The sequence below is a fragment of the Dyadobacter chenwenxiniae genome (genome assembly GCF_022869785.1).
Classification (GTDB): domain Bacteria; phylum Bacteroidota; class Bacteroidia; order Cytophagales; family Spirosomataceae; genus Dyadobacter; species Dyadobacter chenwenxiniae.
On record NZ_CP094997.1, the window covers coordinates 6,955,830 to 6,973,675 of the forward strand.

Genomic DNA, 17,846 nt, shown 5'->3' on the forward strand with positions numbered 1-17,846 from the left:
GATTGCACTATGTCAGCTCAGCTGGTTCAATGCGCCTACAAAGGCCTTCATCTCGTCCATTGTGCCAATGCTGACGCGGCACCACGGTTTGTTTTGAATATCGAAAGACCTTACGGCTACTCCTTTTTCGCTCATTTTTGTCAAGAGCTCTTTGCCTGGAATGCTGATCGGGAAGAGTACGAAGTTGGTGTAAGACGGAATGTATTTGTATCCCAATTTGTCCAGGTTTTCGTATAAATAAAGTTTTGCCTCGTGGTTCAGCTTGCGCGTGTTGCCTTGGAAATCTGCATCGTCCAAGCTTGCAGATGCTGCAAAGATGGAAGTGTAAGAAATTCCCATCCCGCCACGTGTAATTTTGTTGATTGTAGCCAGGTAAGAAGGCAATGCAACCATATAACCTACCCGGATACCAGCCATTCCCATGATTTTAGAGAAAGTGCGGGCAACGATTACGTTTTTCTTTTGTGATAATAGCGAAACCATGCTTTGTGTATCAGCACCAACAGCCAGCTCGATATAAGCTTCATCAACGAACACAGGCACTTTTTCAGAAACGCGTGAACAGAAATCGATCAGATCCTGACCTTTTGTGATTGCGCCGGTTGGGTTGTTTGGGTTACAAACATAAACCAGTTTCGTTTCGCTGTCTACGGCAGCTTCCATTGCTTTCAGGTCGTGTGACCAGTCTGCTGTGCAAGGAACAGGCTTCCAGGTTGCACCCACAGATTTCGCAACCTGAACAAGTGACATATAACATGGATCAGCAGAAACAATATTTCCTTTTCCGTTCATGAATGTTACCAAAGCCACTTTTTCCAAAAGATCGGATGATCCAGGGCCCATCATAATGTGGTCGGCAGAAACACCTTCTTTCTTGGCGATTTTATCAATCAAATCATACATTTCCTTCCATGCATAACGGTTTCCGTTTTTTACAGAATCCGCAACTGCCTTTTGTGCAGACATCGGTGGGCCGTATGGATTTTCATTGGAGTTCAGTTTCGCAATAATTTTCGGCGCTTTGCGGTCGTTTGGTAAAAAGTGCTCTCTTACCATTGGGCTACGGAAAATACGGTTTTCAGGGTCCAGACTAAGCGGCGCGTTTGAAAATGCACCCATGCTCAGATGCGGTGCCAAAGTCATTCCTCCGATTGCCATTAAACCGGATTTTAAAAGATTTCGACGGTCCATTTTTTGAGTCATTGTTGTATTGTTTAGAAAAGATTTGACGATAAGTATTTGTGGTAAAGTCCTTGATACAATTTACGAAAAAACAAGCCAACAGCTAACACCTGTATGCTTGTTTTTCAATTAGTTAGCTTGTATTTGTGAAAATCTTGTAAATGCAATTCCCTTGTACGTTCCCGTCCAGGAAATTTTGGTAACGCCACCTGCTTTCGGAGCCGGGACGCCCAGCTCTGCCCAGGTTTTGTCGACGGTTACCAAGCCTTGTGCGTTGGATGTCACTTCACCTAAAATTTCGCCGGTGCGCAATGTGATTTTGATTGGAACATTCGGAACGGGAATAGAGTCAATGCCTTTTGTGTGATCCAGAATATTGGTCTTGTCCAGTTCCAGCAAGCGTGCTGAAAGTGTCAGTTTGGTCGCGGTTGCCTTGTAACCTACGGTCGGCTCGCTGGCAATGGGTGCTCCAAAAGCTGCACCCACAATGTCAACAAGCACGGGCGCAACGTCTCTGTCTAGGAATGGATCTTCTTCCCTGCAGGATGCCAGTCCCAATGAAAGTGTCAAAGCCAGGCAAAGTGCGGGAATGTATGTTTTGATGTTTTTCATAATCTCGATTCTAAATAAGTTTTGAAATGATAACCTGCTTACTTTTCAGCCCACCAAAGCTTGGTTTTCATGTCATTAGGGCCTCCGTTCAAACCTTCTCCTGCTTTTACGGACTCAGCATTCAATGAATATTCCGAGTTAGGATAAGGGAAACGGGTAGGGAGGATGCCGCCATTTTGCAAAACCGCACGAGGGTCCGGCGCGGGGAAAACAGGGAAACCGGTTCTGCGCCATTCTGCCCAGGCTTCAACTCCTTGGCCGAACAGTGAAACCCACTTTTGTTCCAAAACTTTTTCTCTCGTAACTGCTCCCAATTTGGAGAGAAAAGCAGCGGGCGGCGTTAAGCCATATTGTGCAAAGGAAGCCGCAACACCTGCATCGAAGTAAGTTTTAGCACTGCCGGTGATCTCGCCATCCAGCGCAGCTTCGGCCAGAATGAAGTTCAGTTCTGCAAAAGTCATGATCACTTCCGGCGCTTCTGCCTTTGTGAATGCATCGCCAATGGTGGAACTGGTTGCGAGGTATGTGGTTGCGATTGCGTCGGGTAAGCCGTTCGGGTGGCCTTCGTATTTACCGTCTTTGTTTGCGTTGGCAAAAACTGTAATGCGGGTGTCGCCCAGTGCATTCATTTTGTCGGCCAGTGTTTTGCTAATGTTCCAGTCAGTTCGTCCGTCTTGCTTCATAACCTGGTTCCACTCGTTGTTGCTAGGCAAAACTGCGGTTCCGTTTAGCTGTGCATTGTCAGCATTACTGGTGAAAATCGGGAATTTCGCTGCGTCGCCGACGATCTCAGCCATAATCGCTTTGGATTCAGCAGGTTTTTTAGCAGCCTGGCGATTGGCAAGACGAAGGCGCAGTGAGTTTGCGAATTTTTTCCATTTCAAAATATCGCCGCCATACATAATGTCACCTGCGATAGCCGGGCCGCCTACAACCAGTTTTTCGTTCGCCATTTTCAGATCGTTAAGCATTCCTGCATAAACCACGTCCATAGCGTCATACTTGGGCGTGTAAATGGGTGCGTCGGCTGTTCCTTTGATTGCGTCATTATAAGGAATTGCTCCGTAAAGATCTGTGAGTAAAGAGAAAACCCATGTGCGCATTACGATCGCAACGCCTTCGTAATTGGGATTTGGAGTGGCAGATCCTTCGCCGCTCATGGTGATGATGCGTTGGAAGTTCAGCTGCGAATCGTTGTAAAAGCCTTTCCAGTTATTGGCAACCAGCGCAGGCGAAACGGTGTAATCATCGCCTTCATTGGAATAAATGTTTCGGGTCAAATGCTGCACATACAATTCGGCTGCATCAATGTTGATCCGCTCAAAACGCGTACGGTGTCCCCAGTAACGGTCAATTGCTGTTTCAATGCCGGTAGGAAGCAAATACTGTGGTCCGAGGGCCGTAGGGTTGTTCGGACTTGTATTCATTTCATCAAAATCTTTGGTGCAGCTCGATGCAGTAAGAATCCCTGCAAGCGCCGTCATCCAAATGGTTTTATGATTCAATATATTTCTCATTTTGAAGATTCTTTAAGGTCAGTTAACTGGATCAGAATGACAATGACAGGTTCATACCCACGCTGCGTGAGCTTGGCAGCTCGCCGTAACCAAAACCTTGTCCGTTTGCTCCTTTTGCATCAATTTCAGGATCGATATGCGGTGTGTTTTTGAAGATCATCCACACGTTGCGTCCTACTACTGAAAGTTTTGCAGACTGAATTTTGATTCTTTTCAGGAATGAAGGGCTGATGCTGTATCCTAATGAAACCTCGCGAAGCTTTACATAACTCGCATCGAAAATGGCTGATTCATGATAGTTACGTGGGTTGCTGTAACCGTAAAGTTGGTTTGCAGTAACAATGATGTCATTTGGAATGAAAGATTTAGAACCATCCGCCCCTGTCACTTCACGAACCCCTTTTCCTATCACACCTTCTTCACGTCCCAATGCTGTTTCTGCATATTGACCAGTCCATCGAGCGGTTCCAGTTCCTTCATCATAAATGTCACCGCCGATGCGCACGTCAACCAATGCACTTAGGGAGAAACCTTTGTAGTTGAGTGTGTTCAGCATTCCACCAATCCAGTCAGGCTGAACATTGCCGAGCTTTTGATTTGAAACCGTTACAGGTAAGCCGTTGGCTCCGTAAACAACTTGTCCGTCAGGCGATTTCTGGAAACCAACGCCGTAGAATGTTCCGTAAGATTCTCCTACACGCGCTTCCGAAGTCATTCCACGTTGTGTTGCCAATGTGTAAGTGGTCAGTCCTTCTGCCAGTTCAAGCACTTTGTTGCGGTTGCGTGCATAGTTCAAAGAAACTTCCCAGCTGAAACCATTTGACAACTTAACCGGCGTTCCTGAAAGTGTTAGTTCAACCCCTTTGTTGGTGATCTTTCCAGCATTCAGGACTCTTTTGTCATAACCACTGGCTTTGGAAATCTCAACACCCAGGATCTGATCTTTTGTAGTCTGTTCGTAGTAAGTGACGTCCAGACCAACTTTTCCTTTGAAGAAACGCAGGTCAGCGCCTAATTCAAGACCAGTTGTGATCTCAGGTTTCAGTTCGGAGTTTGCGATTTGAATGTTCTCAGCAAATTTCGGCACAGAACCATTCCAGGAACCGCTCGCTGTGAATGTTTGCGCAAGCTGGTAAGGAAGCGCATCGTTACCCACTTGTGCATAGCTGGCGCGCAGTTTACCAAATGACAATACATTGCTTTTTACGTCAAACAATTCTGTGATCACTGCGCTTACCGATGCAGAAGGGTAGAAGTAAGAGCGTGCATCCGCAGGCAATGTGCTCGACCAGTCGTTTCTTGCCGTCAGGTCGAGGAAAAGTGCGTTTCTCCATGAGAAGTTAGCCGTCCCGAATAAGCTCTGCGTTTCAGATTCCTCGATCTTACTTTCAATGGTGTTGGCGCTAGGAACTGAGTTTCCAGCATTGTAAAGGCCGTCCACAACCATTTCACCCACAGCAAAGTAGTTTCTTTTGTTATAGTTTTTACGTTGAATTCCACCAAACTGAATGTTCAATCCAAAATCGTTTGTCAGGTTTTTGTTGTAAGTCAGCATGAAATCGGTGTTCGTTTCCTGGCTGCGCAAAACTTCTTCGTTGAAGCGGCCCGGTGTTCTCGTGCCGTTACGAACGCGAAGGAAGTTGGTCACATTGATACGCGTATCTGACCAATAATCCGTTCCTGAGCGAAGCATTAAGGATAGCGAAGGCAGGATTTTGTAGTTCAATGCAATATTCCCCAACAACCTGTCTTTTTCATTGCCCGACGGCATTTTTAGCTGAGAAAAATAAGGGTTTGTAAAGAATGTGTGCTGCCAGTTTGGTGGATCTGTGTCACCCGCTTTTTGGTTATGCACATCCGTATATTGCTCATAGTTACGAAGCTGATCCCATGAAACGGAGCGGTGCGACCAGATAAATTCCTGTCCAGCTGCATAGCTGCGGTTGTCCGAGCCTGATTTGATATACTCACCAGATAATGTGACGCTGATGTTTTTGGTCAAATTGTAACCAGAATTGATACGGAAGTTGTTTCTGTGGAAATCATTGTAATACATAATCCCTTTCTGATCCACCCGGCTCAACCCCAGGCGGAAATAGCCTTTGTCGTTTCCTCCTGACAATGCCACCGAGTTTGTGATCGTGCGGCCGGTTTGCCAGTATTCTTCCCAGTTGTTAGGCTGAGGAGTCAGTGGCGCAACTTCGTCACCCGTCCACCACTGTCTCACCATACGGCCATCCATAGGTGCTCCCCAGCTTTCATCCGTTCCTGCCGAACCAGCCAGAGGATATCTTGCGTCATAAACGGCCCTGTATTGTGCAATTTGCGCAGGATCAGTGATAGATGAGCTCCAACCATCGTTGTACCAAGTCCGGTAACCGCTTCCTCCGCCGTATGTGTTTTGAAAATCAGGTTTGATCCAGGGGCGTTCGAATGTAATGTTGGAGTTTATTTCAACACCTAATCCTTTTGTTCCCTGGCCATTTTTTGTTGTAATCAAAATAACCCCGTTTGCTGCGCGTGAACCGTATAATGCAGCCGCGTTAGGTCCTTTCAGGACAGACATTTCTTTAATGTTATCCGGGTTAACTTCCGAGATTCCGCCTCCAAGCGTTTTGCTGGAAGTTTGCTCCATAGGCACACCGTCGATTACAATTAATGGTTGGTTATTGCCTGAAACAGAAGATGATCCACGGATTTGTATCGTTGAGCTGCTGCCCGGGCCGCCATTGGCCTGAACCCTTACACCGGCAATTTTTCCGGATAATGCATTGGCCACGTTTGTTGACCTGGATTCGGTCAGCGAGCTTCCTTTCACTTCCTGGACTGTATAGCCCAATGCTTTTTTCTCGCGTTCAATACCAAAAGCGGTAACCACCACTTCGGCAAGCTGGCGTGTATCGGCGTCAAGTTTTATGTCAAATTGAGTTTGGTTGCCAATGGGAAGTTCTTTGATTAAAAAACCCACATATGAAACCACAAGAATTCCGTCGCCCGGAACAGAGAAGCTGAATTTTCCGTCTGCGTCTGCATTTGAACCTACGTTGGTTCCTTTGAATATGATAGAGGCTCCTGCAAGTCCGAGACCATCGTCAGCTGCTGAGATCTTGCCACTTATCTGACGCACCTGGGCGTTAACCAGTGGGGATAGCATGCAAGCCCATAATACTAAGAGTAGAACTTTACGCATGGGTGATTGGGGTTAAATTGTTGTTAGGTATCGAGTAGTAAGGGAAAAAAGTTATGGCTGTGTGGTGTCCACGTTGCCGTGCGCCGCACACACTTTCGCGTGGACAGAACAACACAGCCATAAGCTTGCAAAACTGCTTTTCCGGAAAGCAATACCCTCTTAAATCGAGGACAGACAGCATTCTCAGGTTTAGGCAGAGACAAAGAAATCCCTGCGTAGACATTTTGCCTGTCCACGGCGTTATTGGTAATTCGGTTATTGAAAAAATTATATTGTATTAGGACAGAACCTGCCGGATGTTTTGGTTATGACAGCCGGTTTTATTTAATGTTCCTCCTGATACAAACAGATATATTCATGTGCGGCTGGAATACATCTGCTTTTAAGAAGTTCAGTCATTCGTTTAACGACTTCTCAAATATACTGACAATGTGAAATAATGCAAGAGATTAAACTTAATAATTGAAGTTTTTTGCAATAAAAATTGGTCATTTAAAATCGTTATAAAATGTTTTGGTAATAATTTTATATTAAGTTTAAATTTCCCGTTTTGTCAGAATGTCTACGTCATTGATAGACTTAAATTTTCAAAAGTTGCAATTAATTGTCTTAAAACTAGACGTTTATATACGTAAATTTTGGTTTTTAGGTAAAATCTCGGTTACATAACTGGATTTTTAAACCTAAAACTGGCAAAGTTGCAAAACGCAAAAAGGAGGCTGCTGATCACAGCTGCCTCCTTTTTATAAACTTAAAATAGTTATATTTATTTCTAAGTGTTTAGTCAATAAATCGTTTAAGAATTGGGCGATAGGAATCAATTCTTCGGTCTCTCAGGAACGGCCAGGTTGTTCTGTAAAAGTCAAGCTTACCCAAATCAAGTTCTTCCACATGCGTCACTTCTTCTTCGTGCGGAGCAAGATAAAGCAAGCGGCCTTGCGGATTGGCAATGAATGATCCGCCCCAGAATTGCTGGTCGGCTTCACGGCCCGTCCGGTTTACAGAAACCACATAAACGCCATTTGCAACCGCATGTCCGCGCTGAATGGTTTGCCACGCGCCATATTGTTCTTCATTAATGATCGGGTCTGTTTCATTTGTATCCCAGCCAATTGCAGTTGGGTAAAACAAGATTTCGGCACCCATTAAGCTCGTAATGCGCGCCGCTTCGGGATACCATTGATCCCAGCAGATGAGCACACCGATTTTTGCGAACTTCGTATCAAAAACCCGATAGCCATCTTTATCACCGGCTTCACCGACTGACTCGCCCGTTGCCGCGTCGCCAGGTGTGAAATAGAATTTTTCGTAATAACCCGGATCATCCGGAATGTGCATTTTGCGATATTTTCCAAGATAAGCACCGTCAGCGTCCAGAACGGCCGTTGTATTATGGTAAAGCCCATGCGCACGCTTTTCAAATAACGAAGCAATGATCACAACGCCCAATTCCTTCGCCACCGCGCTCAGCGATTCTGTGGAAGGGCCGGGAATGGGTTCGGCTAAGAGGAAATTTTTATGGTCTTCCACGTCGCAGAAATAAAGCGAGCGGAAAAGTTCTTGAAGACATACAATGTTGGCACCCTTCGCAGCTGCGTCACGGATTCCCTGAACGGCTTTATGAAAATTAGCATCAATATCACCGCTGCAACTCATTTGCACGATGCCGATGTTGACTTTTTTATTCATGTATTTGATGGATATCTGACTCGGACACTAACTCTAATTGCAACAGTTATTTATCAAAACTTGTTTCATTGAACATTTTCACCGCACTGTCCGCGATCAGATTTTCATCTTGCTCCCACATGCATCTGAAATGTTTCTGTGGACAAGCCGCCATTCCAAAATTGCTGCATGGATGACACGGCAGACCTTTTACCTCCGCTATCACTTGTTGGGTGTTCAAATAGGGCCAAACACCGAAATGACCCGCAGAAGTAGCGCCCCAGACAGAAACAATCGGTTTGTTAAATGCGCCCGCAATGTGCATGAGCCCGGTGTCATGAGCTATAACCGAGCTGGCAGACTTCAACAGCGACACGGATTGGTTAAGACTATATTTTCCGCAGGCATCAAAAATGTTTTCGCTGCCGGATGCCGTAATGAGTTCAGCGACGGCGGCATCTTCCGGTCCGCCCAATAAGACAATCGGCTTATTGATTCGCTTGCAAATGGCAATTATTTTCTCCGGGGGTAACTTTTTGGTAAAATGCTGTCCGCCGATCACAAAGGCAATATATCCGTTTTGATGCGATGGCGGTAAGCTTGACACGGGGACTTCATCTTCCGGGGAAATAAAATAGTCAACCGGATGGTGGTCGTTTTTTACGCCCAGCGGTTCCACTGCACGCAAATTCCTTTCCACAATGTGAACACCTTTGGGCAGGAAATCCACATGAAACCGGTTCATGATCAGCTTTTGCACGGAAAGTTTACGGAACGTAAGGGTTGGCCGGCGGAGCCTCAAACGCAGTAAGTAAGACCGTAATGTCTTGTGCAGATCTATAATGTAGTCAAAATGCTCGGATTTGAAGATTTTGACGAGGTCGTCCAGATTGTTGTCAAGCAGATGGAGGTGATCAATGTAAGGATTGTGTTCTACAACCTGCCTGAATTTTTTTTTAACCACAAAATGAACTTCGGCGTTGGGATATTGCTGTTTGAGGCACCTGATCACAGGCGTGGTAAGGACAATGTCGCCTATTGACGAAAAGCGGATAATAAGAAATTTAACAGGTTTATTCACTTTTTGTGTCTTGACGTAATTGAAAAGGCGGCAGATTTTGCGGCCGGGAATGTTTCCACCGCCTGTGGCTCCAAAGCCAGTTGTCCGGCTGCCGCTTAATGTCTTCTTCCAGATATTCGATCTGACTTTGCAAGATCATGTTAGTCGGCTCTTGCTTTGGATTTTCGGTGATCAGCTTGAAATAGGAGCGGTAATGCCCTCTTTTATGCTCATCACGTAAAATCCCCATGTACAAAACCGGCGCATTCAGGCGTTTGGCAATCAGTTCACCGCCTCTGAAAATTCCCGTGTCCTGATTCAGAAAATTAGTCCAATAAGCTTTATCCGGACTCGGTGACTGATCATTGACCAAAACAAAAAGAAACGGTTTTTCTCTTGGCGCCATCGCGCGGACCATTGCCTCTTTCATAGGCACCATTTCGGTCCCGAACTTGGTCCTTACTTTTTTAAACCAATCTTCGAAAATCTCGTTGGCCAGCTCGTGATAAACGACCACAATTTGGTAGGATAATTTGGCAGAAGCAAATAAGTTGAGCATTTCCCAGTTCCCAAGATGCCCTGAAACGACAACCACATTCTTTTGCTGCGCATAGTAATAGTCCAGCAATTCAGTTTCCAGCTCAAACCGTCCGAGTAAATCATTCTTTGAGACTGACCTCAGCTTGATCGTTTCGAAAATAATGTCCGTGAAGTTTCGGTAATAGCGTCTGGCGATGCACGCGATCGTGTCGTCGTTATAAGTAGGGAAGCTGTTCCTGAGGTTTGAAAAAATAACCTCTTTCCTATAATGTCCAATGTCGAAAATGAGGAAGCGGAAGATATCGGAAAGCTTATATAAATTTTTCCATGAGAGCCTCGATATCGCTGTCAGAAAAAACAGCAATAATCGGGTTGAGAGGGTTTTCATTGCGTAAAAATCTTTTGCACTAGAAAAGCAATTATGCAAAAGATTTAGTTCCTCTGAATGTAACTTTTCGAAGACTTAGCGCTTAAAAATCAGAAGACAATCCGGGCAAAGTTTGCTCCGGTTTCAGGCATTCCGGGCGTTTGTGTTTCCAGCGCCTGTGGCTCCAAAGCCAGTTATGGGGCTGAGAATTAATGTCTTTTTCAAGAATGCGGAGTTGTTTTTCCAATATTGCATTATTCTCAACTTCTTTCGGACATTCTGTAATGGTGGAAATGTTGACATGATAGTAGCCTCTTTTCCCGGGCACTTTACTAAAATCGGCATATAAAACGGTCAGGTTATAGCGCCGGGCAATGGTTTCAACGCCTCTGAAAACGCCTGTATCCTGATGTAGGAAATTGGTCCAGAAGGCTGTTTTAGGATTAGGTGATTGATCATTTGCAAGCACGACGCAGTAAGGCCTTTCCCTCGGCTTTTGCAGTTCCTTAAAAATACAATCCATAGGAACAAGCTTGGCGCCAAATCTGGTCCGGAGGTCCAGGAACCACCGATCAGAAGCCTGATTCTGTAATGGTCGATAAACGACAATGCATTCGTGTGTAAAGCAAAGGGACGAGAACAAGTTAGCCAGCTCCCAGTTGCCGCGGTGTCCCATGAGATAGATAATGTTGGTTTTTTCAGCATAAAATTTATCCATAATGCTGATATCGCCTTGCAAGCGCTCCCGCACGCATTCCGGGCTTGCGGTGCGGAACTTGATGGTTTCTACAATAAGATCTGTGAAGTGCTGCTGAAATGCTTCGGCAATGCAGGTGAGCTCCTCATCCGATTTTTCGGGAAAGCTGTTCTTTAAATTTTGCCAAATCACCTTACGCCGATATCCGCCGACTGTAAAAATGGACCAGCGGAGGAAGTCAGAGAGCCTGAAAGCATTTCTCCAGGACAATGACGAAACCTGGTTTAGAATTAAAAAAAGAAATTTTGATACAAATAGGGGCATGCAAAAATTTTTTGCAATAATACGTATATATATTATCTCAGCGAAATCCTGGTTTTTTTGACGCAATTTGTTAAATTCACTGATTCAAACCAACCCAATAACGACGTTTTGGAAGGAATATTTGACATAAAAAACGATCGCCGCCTGAGCATGTATTTGTATCGGATGGGATTTGGGATGTGGCTGATGTATCTGGTGCTGGGCGCTCCGGCCTTGCACACCTACACGCATTACCGCCAGAACTGCGGCTTGTTGTCGTTTGTGCTGATGATTTTCGGCTTTACAGCATCCATGGTGTACGATTATGTTCATCACCACGATCAGTATGAAATGAAGAAGAAATGGCTGTTTGTCAGCTATGCTGTGTTGGCTGGGATTATCTATTTTCTGGAATTTCGCGGGAAGGGGCTGATCGATATCAGCTGGGTTTTGAACCTGCTTTAATTTACTTCACTCGTGACAGGTTTTCCCTGTTGGATTAATGTTTCAATGTCTGCAAAGCTCAAATCGGGCAAAGCGGCCACTTTTCCAATCACGATCACGGCCGGGGAAGCGATTTCACTCGCCTTTGCCAGAGCGGCAATGTTGCTGATCTTACCAGTCACCACTTTCTGATTTTCCAATGTTCCGTTTTGAATGATGGAAATGGATTCGTCAAATTTGTTTAAGTCAGCGTAAATCGAGACGATTTCGTCGAGCTTGTGCAAGCCCATCAGAATTACAACGGTCGCTGTGGATTGCGCTGCCAAATGCACGTCGTTTGAAAGTGCATGCTGTTTTGTTGTTCCTGTAATAACCCAGAAACTTTCGCTTAAACCTCTTGAAGTCAATGGAATGCCAGCCAGTGCGGGAGCAGCGTAGCTGCTCGAAATGCCTGGAATGATTTCGGATTCAATGCCGTGCTTGGCAGCATAAAGAATTTCTTCATAACCCCGACCGAATACAAAGGAATCCCCGCCTTTCAGCCGGACAACTTCTCCATACAAGCGGGCATTTTCAACGATAAGGGCATTGATGTCGTCTTGTGCGCAGCTGGTTTTACCAAAGCGTTTTCCAACCAGGATTTTAACACAATCTTCGGGGCAGTAATCCAGAAGGGATGGGTGGGCGAGGGAGTCGTAGAGCACGACTTTTGCATTTTGCAATGCCTTAACCCCTTTCATAGTGATCAGGTCAGGATCGCCTGGCCCGGCACCGATTAATGTAAGTTTCATATCTTTTATGACTTCGGCTTTCGGCTGTTAGCTGTCAAGCATTACACTCGATTGCCGACAGCCGAAAGCCGAAAGCCATTTTAACTATCTTTTCCGAATGACAATTCCTGCAAAACCGGCTCGCCCGTTTCTACCAATTGCGATTCACGTGTATCACGAACAAAATTCAGGAATTCTTCTGCTTTGCTCAGGAAGTAAGTGGCAAATTCCTGTGTTGGCTCAAAATGATTGATGCTGAACGCCAATGAACGGAAAGGCGCTTCTGACTTGTCTTCGCGTGTAAATTCGGCAGGTGTTTCATATTTAAAATCCTGTCCGAAATGCGTTTCGAAGTCATTTACAATGCCATACTGCGTGTTCAAGGTCACGTCTTTGGTCATTAACAAACCTTTCGCACCCGTAATTAACACATTATAAGCATGATAAATCGCATCCGCCCAGATTCCTGATTCATAATTTTCTTTGGCAAGATTCAGTTTTTCCTGGCCTTCTGTAATGGTCGTAGCTACAAGGTCAACCAGCACACTCGCACATTCTCCAACCCCGATCTCTGTTTTAAACAATTCGTCGTGATCCCAGTCGCGGTAATCGTCGTCCTGCAAAGTGCTGAGATCCGCAATCGGTTTCAATAATTGAAAGAAATAGTTCTTCGTCTGACGCTGGTAATATTGATTGTAATATTCTCCGTCGTAAGCATTTGTTTCAAAATCGTTGAATAGCGTACGCAAAACTTCCGGACCGCGTTTGGTCGGAACTTTGATTACTTTATCTCCAATCAAGCCAACGCCATCGCCGGAGAAACCACCGCCGAGTAAAACCTGCAAAGCGGGAAGAACCAGCTTGCCATTTTTAATTGAACTTCCGTGAAAACCAATATTAGAAGCATTATGCTGGCCGCAGCCGTTCATGCAACCGCTAATTTTAATCTTAATATCCTGATTGTAAATCATTTCAGGGAATTCATCACGCATGACATCTTCCAGCACGCGTGTGATCCCGTAACTGCTTGAAATGGCGAGGTTACAAGTGTCTGTTCCCGGGCAAGTTGTAATGTCCATCGTGCTATCGAAACCAGGCGCAGCAAGTCCTAATTTTGCCAATTCATGATAAAGCGCAACCAGGTCTTCGCCTTTTACAAAACGAAGGATATAACCTTGATTAACAGTTACCCGAATGTCGTCGGCCGCATATTGACGAACCAGGTTCGCGAGCTGACGAGCTGTATCCGAATGCATATCGCCTAATAGAACACGCAGCTGAACAGCAAACCAGCCTTTCTGTTTTTGTTCAAAAGTGTTGGTTCTCAGCCATCTTGTAAAAATATCAAGCTTATCCGCTTCAATGCTTTGAGAAGCAATGTTCAATATTTCCGATTCCGACAAGGAGGGGCGGGGCACGAAAGTGATGGATTCTACATCTTTCGTTCCAAAAAGATCCTCGGGAATGGTGAAGACTTTATTTTTAATGGCAACACGTTGTTCTTCAACTCTCGCCATCATTTCGTCCAGACCAATTTCCGCCAAAAGAAACTTCATACGCGCCTTATGACGACGAACGCGTTCGCCGTAACGGTCAAAAACGCGAAGCAATGCTTCTATAAATGGAATGACTTTATCTTCTTCGAGGAATTCAAATGCGGTTTGTGCAGAAAAAGGCTGCGCGCCCAATCCGCCGCCAATCAGCACTTTGAAACCTTTCACGGTTTCACCAGCTTCATTCACACCCATTTTCGCAATAAGGCCAACGTCATGAATGAATGCCAATGCTGAGTCTTTTTCGGAAGAAGAAACGGCAATTTTAAATTTCCGTCCCATATCCTGATTAATCGGATTACGCAGGAAGTAAGTGAAAATAGAATGCGTAATCGGCGTCACATCAAACGGCTCATCCGGATCAATTCCGGCCACCGAAGAAGCCGTAACATTGCGAATTGTGTTTCCGCAAGCCTCTTTCAATGTAATGCCAGCATCTTCCAGGTCAGCCCACAATTGCGGTGAATCTGAAAGTTTCACAAAGTGTAGCTGAATGTCCTGGCGCGTGGTTGCGTGCAGGTTTCCGGTTGCAAATTTGTCCGAAGTATCCGCGATCCTGACAAGCTGGTCCGCAGTTACACGACCATAAGGCAGCTTGATGCGGATCATTTGAACGCCTGGCTGGCGCTGGCCGTAGACACCGCGTGTAAGCCTGAACTTGCGGAAAGCTTCTTCGGGTGTTTCGCCCGTATTAAATGCATTGATTTTTTGGTTCAAATCAATGATATCGCGCTTCGCAACGGCCGATACTTTGTCAGAAATCAATATTTCGCTCATGGTGATATTTCTTTTATTCAATCATGCAAGCTCCTACGGTCACATTCGACGTTTCGTCGATCAGGATCGCTGCGCCGTTAGCGCGGTTTTTCTGATATGGATCGTAAGCGATTGGCTGGGCTGTTCTAAGTATAATTCTCGCGACGTCATTCAATTTCAAGCTGTCCACTTCGTCCAGCTTCTCGTATGAATTAATGTCAATTTGGTATTCAATGTCACGGATGGAGCATCTTGATCTCGCTGTTCCGTGCTGTAAAACGTATTTGTTCCCTGCTTTCAATGTCTTTTTATCATCCATCCAGCAAATCAATGCTTCGATATCCTGGCTTACAATCGGTGAATTGGTTGCAGAAACAATGATATCGCCGCGGCTGATATCTACGTCATCTTCAAGCAGGATCGTAACTGACTCTAAAACAGAGGCCTCTTCAATTTCGTTTCCACCAAATTCAATCTTCGCGATTTTAGATTCGGTTTCAGAAGGAAGGATTTTAACTAAATCCCCTTTTTTGAATGTTCCGCTTTGCACGCGACCCGCATATCCACGATAATCGTGCAATTCGTCCGTTTGCGGGCGGATTACATATTGAACCGAGAAACGACCATCTTCCTGATTCTGATCTTTCAAAACATTGACATTTTCTAAAACAGAAAGCAATGTTTCCCCAGTATACCAGGGCATATTAACCGATCTGTCAACAATGTTGTCGCCATTCAAAGCACTCACCGGAATAAGGGTCAGGTCTTTAATGTTCAATTTAGCAGCCAGTTCCTGATAAGATTTGGCAATCTCCAAAAACGCATCTTCCGAGTTTCCAACCAAATCCATTTTGTTAATCGCGACAATCACATGCGGAATCCCCAGCATGGAAGCGATTAACGAGTGGCGGCGTGTTTGTTCGACAACCCCATGACGCGCATCCACCAAAATGATCGCCAAATCTGCATTAGAAGCACCTGTAACCATATTCCTGGTATACTGAATGTGTCCCGGCGCATCAATGCTAATAAACTTGCGATTAGGCGTTTGAAAATATTTGTAAGCCACATCAATCGTAATGCCCTGCTCACGCTCCGAACGCAACCCATCCGTAAGCAATGCTAAATCAATTTCGCCCACATTGCGGCTCTTACTCGCACGCTCAATGGCCTCCATCTGATCTGCTAATATATTTTTCGTATCGTAAAGCAAGCGTCCGATCAATGTGCTCTTGCCATCGTCCACAGAACCTGCTGTTATAAATCTTAGTAAATCCACCTTAATAATGTTGAATGATTGAATGAGTGACCGGGTCGCCGGTGCGATGAGTGAATAGAGTTTATGAGTTGAAAGTTGATGAGTTTAATTTGTCTGAACTTTAAACTTTTGACTCTAAACTTCCTTAAAAATATCCCCCCTTTTTCCGATCCTCCATCGCCGCTTCCGTCTGCTGATCATCAATACGCGTTTCACCTCTCTCACTAATCCTAGAAACAGTGATCTCAGCAATAACTTCGTCCAATGTCGCTGCGCTGGATTCTACGGCTGCTGTGCAGGTCATATCACCAACCGTTCTGAAACGGACTTGGCGTTTTACGATTTGATCGTACTCATCAGGTTCAATAACAGGCGTGTTGTTCAGCAATTTGCCATCTCTCAAAATCAATTCACGCTCGTGGGCGAAATAAATGGATGGTAATGTGATGTTTTCTCTTTTCAAATAAGCCCAAACATCTAATTCGGTCCAGTTTGAGATTGGAAAAACACGCACATTCTCGCCTTTGTGAATTCTTCCATTGAACAAGTTCCAAAGCTCAGGACGCTGGCGTTTCGGGTCCCACTGACCGAATTCATCACGAAATGAGAAAATGCGTTCTTTCGCACGTGCTTTTTCCTCGTCACGACGCGCACCGCCAATGCATGCGTCAAATTCAAATTCTTCAATTGTATCCAGCAAAGTGAAAGTTTGCAACCAGTTACGGCTTGCATTCTTACCCGTCTGCTCTTTCAAGCCTTTTGCCTTAATCGTATCTTCAACATAGCGAACGACCAGTTTCGCGCCGATTTGTTCAGCCAGTTCATCGCGGTAATTTATTGCTTCAATAAAATTGTGTCCGGTGTCAACGTGCACCAGCGGAAAGGGAATTTTTCCAGGCGCAAAGGCCTTTTGAGCCAGTCTAACCAATGTGATAGAATCCTTTCCTCCTGAAAACAACAATGCAGGGCGCTCGAACTGGCCAGCGACCTCACGCATAATGTAAATCGCCTCGGCCTCCAACTGGTCTAGATAATCGGGAGAACTGCGTCTCGCTTCCCGATCGCTGATATCCGACACTTCTTTAACTGAAATTGACATAATTAATAGTTTATTTTAAGCTTTCGGCAATCGGCCGTCGGCTATCGGGTAATATTTTTTGATTAGGGTCGACTGCAAAAACTCATTCCTTAAAAGCTAAAAATCGAAAGCCGACGGCTGACAGCCTACTTAGCATGCAATCCACATTCTTTTTTCGATTCATCTTCCCACCACCAGCGTCCGGCGCGGAAATCTTCGCCTTCCTGGATCGCGCGGGTGCAAGGTGCGCAACCAATGCTGACAAAACCTTTATCATGCAATGGGTTGTAAGGAATGCCATTAGATTTAACATACCCTTTCACTTCTTCAAAAGACCAATGCAAGATCGGGTGAAACTTCACCAGCTGATGCGCCTCGTCCCATTCCAGCTGTGGCATATCATGACGGTTCCCCGACTGTTCTGCCCTGATGCCCGTAACCCAGATTTTCGCGCCTTTCAACGCACGGTTTAATGGCTCCACCTTACGGATAAAGCAGCATTCTTTCCTGTTTTCCACAGAGTCATAGAAACTCAAAGGCCCTTTTGTGCTTACCAATGTTTCGACTGAATCCGTCTGCGGATAGTAAACCTTGATCTTCGTATCGTAACGATTGTTCGTCTTTTGCAGCGTCATATAAGTCTCGCTGAAAAGCCTTCCGGTATCCAGGGTGAAAATCGTAATGTTCAGGTTATTTTTCAGGATAAAATCGGTAATAACCTGATCTTCGTAGCCTAAACTGGTTGAAAAAACGACCTCGCCAGGAAAAAGATCCGCCAGAATCGCTAGCGATTCCGTCTCACTCTTGCCTTCAATGGCAGCGTTTAAAGAAGATGATGTTGTGTTGTTCAT

General features: G+C 45.2%; 14 protein-coding genes. 1 reads left to right on the plus strand and 13 read right to left on the minus strand.

Annotation, left to right across the window (positions count from 1 at the left end; translation table 11 throughout):
* Window positions 1-12: 12 nt before the first annotated feature.
* From MUK70_RS29870 to MUK70_RS29905, 8 genes are all read right to left on the minus strand, one after another.
* Window positions 13-1,203 carry a pyridoxal phosphate-dependent aminotransferase gene (locus tag MUK70_RS29870; protein WP_234656501.1) on the minus strand — a complete coding sequence of 397 codons (1,191 nt, stop codon included), beginning with the start codon at window positions 1,201-1,203 and terminating at the stop codon, window positions 13-15.
* Between the two features lie 108 nt (window positions 1,204-1,311).
* Window positions 1,312-1,794, minus strand: a complete 483-nt coding sequence (locus tag MUK70_RS29875; protein WP_234656502.1) for a hypothetical protein — start codon at window positions 1,792-1,794, stop codon at window positions 1,312-1,314.
* 38 nt (window positions 1,795-1,832) lie between these two features.
* Window positions 1,833-3,311 (minus strand): SusD/RagB family nutrient-binding outer membrane lipoprotein, encoded by a 1,479-nt coding sequence (locus tag MUK70_RS29880; RefSeq protein WP_234656503.1) that lies wholly within the window; start codon window positions 3,309-3,311, stop codon window positions 1,833-1,835.
* A 31-nt stretch (window positions 3,312-3,342) separates the two neighbouring features.
* Window positions 3,343-6,501, minus strand: coding sequence for a SusC/RagA family TonB-linked outer membrane protein (locus MUK70_RS29885; protein WP_234656504.1), 3,159 nt, complete (start codon window positions 6,499-6,501; stop codon window positions 3,343-3,345).
* A gap of 780 nt (window positions 6,502-7,281) precedes the next feature.
* On the minus strand, window positions 7,282-8,190 hold the full coding sequence (locus tag MUK70_RS29890; protein WP_234656505.1) for a carbon-nitrogen hydrolase: 909 nt from the start codon (window positions 8,188-8,190) through the stop codon (window positions 7,282-7,284).
* 46 nt (window positions 8,191-8,236) lie between these two features.
* Window positions 8,237-9,250 (minus strand): glycosyltransferase family 9 protein, encoded by a 1,014-nt coding sequence (locus tag MUK70_RS29895; protein WP_234656506.1) that lies wholly within the window; start codon window positions 9,248-9,250, stop codon window positions 8,237-8,239.
* Window positions 9,243-10,157, minus strand: a complete 915-nt coding sequence (locus MUK70_RS29900) for a lysophospholipid acyltransferase family protein (RefSeq protein ID WP_234656507.1) — start codon at window positions 10,155-10,157, stop codon at window positions 9,243-9,245. Before MUK70_RS29900 ends, MUK70_RS29895 begins: the two co-directional genes overlap by 8 nt.
* 82 nt (window positions 10,158-10,239) lie before the next feature.
* Window positions 10,240-11,157 (minus strand): lysophospholipid acyltransferase family protein, encoded by a 918-nt coding sequence (locus MUK70_RS29905; RefSeq protein ID WP_234656508.1) that lies wholly within the window; start codon window positions 11,155-11,157, stop codon window positions 10,240-10,242.
* 150 nt (window positions 11,158-11,307) lie between these two features.
* On the opposite strand from MUK70_RS29905, the gene MUK70_RS29910 reads away from it, so the two are divergent.
* Window positions 11,308-11,601: a hypothetical protein gene (locus MUK70_RS29910; protein WP_234607271.1), complete on the plus strand. Its 294-nt coding sequence runs from the start codon at window positions 11,308-11,310 to the stop codon at window positions 11,599-11,601.
* Here MUK70_RS29910 and cobA read toward each other — a convergent pair.
* From cobA to MUK70_RS29935, 5 genes are all read right to left on the minus strand, one after another.
* Window positions 11,598-12,371, minus strand: coding sequence for a uroporphyrinogen-III C-methyltransferase (cobA, locus tag MUK70_RS29915; protein WP_234656509.1), 774 nt, complete (start codon window positions 12,369-12,371; stop codon window positions 11,598-11,600). The genes MUK70_RS29910 and cobA overlap by 4 nt on opposite strands.
* An 80-nt stretch (window positions 12,372-12,451) precedes the next feature.
* Window positions 12,452-14,680, minus strand: a complete 2,229-nt coding sequence (locus MUK70_RS29920) for a ferredoxin-like domain-containing protein (protein WP_234656510.1) — start codon at window positions 14,678-14,680, stop codon at window positions 12,452-12,454.
* Between the two features lie 13 nt (window positions 14,681-14,693).
* Window positions 14,694-15,938 carry a sulfate adenylyltransferase subunit 1 gene (locus MUK70_RS29925; RefSeq protein ID WP_234656511.1) on the minus strand — a complete coding sequence of 415 codons (1,245 nt, stop codon included), beginning with the start codon at window positions 15,936-15,938 and terminating at the stop codon, window positions 14,694-14,696.
* Between the two features lie 124 nt (window positions 15,939-16,062).
* Entirely contained in the window at window positions 16,063-17,016 is a 954-nt protein-coding gene (gene cysD / locus MUK70_RS29930) for a sulfate adenylyltransferase subunit CysD (RefSeq protein ID WP_234656512.1), read from the minus strand.
* A gap of 125 nt (window positions 17,017-17,141) precedes the next feature.
* On the minus strand, window positions 17,142-17,846 hold the full coding sequence (locus MUK70_RS29935; protein ID WP_234656513.1) for a phosphoadenylyl-sulfate reductase: 705 nt from the start codon (window positions 17,844-17,846) through the stop codon (window positions 17,142-17,144).

Excerpts from the sequence above, each read along its gene's own strand:
- MUK70_RS29870 (WP_234656501.1), bottom strand. The coding sequence starts at position 1,203 with ATGACTCAAAAAATGGACCGTCGAAATCTTTTAAAATCCGGTTTAATG.
- MUK70_RS29875 (WP_234656502.1), bottom strand. The coding sequence starts at position 1,794 with ATGAAAAACATCAAAACATACATTCCCGCACTTTGCCTGGCTTTGACA.
- MUK70_RS29880 (WP_234656503.1), bottom strand. The coding sequence starts at position 3,311 with ATGAGAAATATATTGAATCATAAAACCATTTGGATGACGGCGCTTGCA.
- MUK70_RS29885 (WP_234656504.1), bottom strand. The coding sequence starts at position 6,501 with ATGCGTAAAGTTCTACTCTTAGTATTATGGGCTTGCATGCTATCCCCA.
- MUK70_RS29890 (WP_234656505.1), bottom strand. The coding sequence starts at position 8,190 with ATGAATAAAAAAGTCAACATCGGCATCGTGCAAATGAGTTGCAGCGGT.
- MUK70_RS29900 (WP_234656507.1), bottom strand. The coding sequence starts at position 10,157 with ATGAAAACCCTCTCAACCCGATTATTGCTGTTTTTTCTGACAGCGATA.
- MUK70_RS29905 (WP_234656508.1), bottom strand. The coding sequence starts at position 11,157 with ATGCCCCTATTTGTATCAAAATTTCTTTTTTTAATTCTAAACCAGGTT.
- MUK70_RS29910 (WP_234607271.1), top strand. The coding sequence starts at position 11,308 with ATGTATTTGTATCGGATGGGATTTGGGATGTGGCTGATGTATCTGGTG.
- cobA (WP_234656509.1), bottom strand. The coding sequence starts at position 12,371 with ATGAAACTTACATTAATCGGTGCCGGGCCAGGCGATCCTGACCTGATC.
- MUK70_RS29920 (WP_234656510.1), bottom strand. The coding sequence starts at position 14,680 with ATGAGCGAAATATTGATTTCTGACAAAGTATCGGCCGTTGCGAAGCGC.
- cysD (WP_234656512.1), bottom strand. The coding sequence starts at position 17,016 with ATGTCAATTTCAGTTAAAGAAGTGTCGGATATCAGCGATCGGGAAGCG.
- MUK70_RS29935 (WP_234656513.1), bottom strand. The coding sequence starts at position 17,846 with ATGAACAACACAACATCATCTTCTTTAAACGCTGCCATTGAAGGCAAG.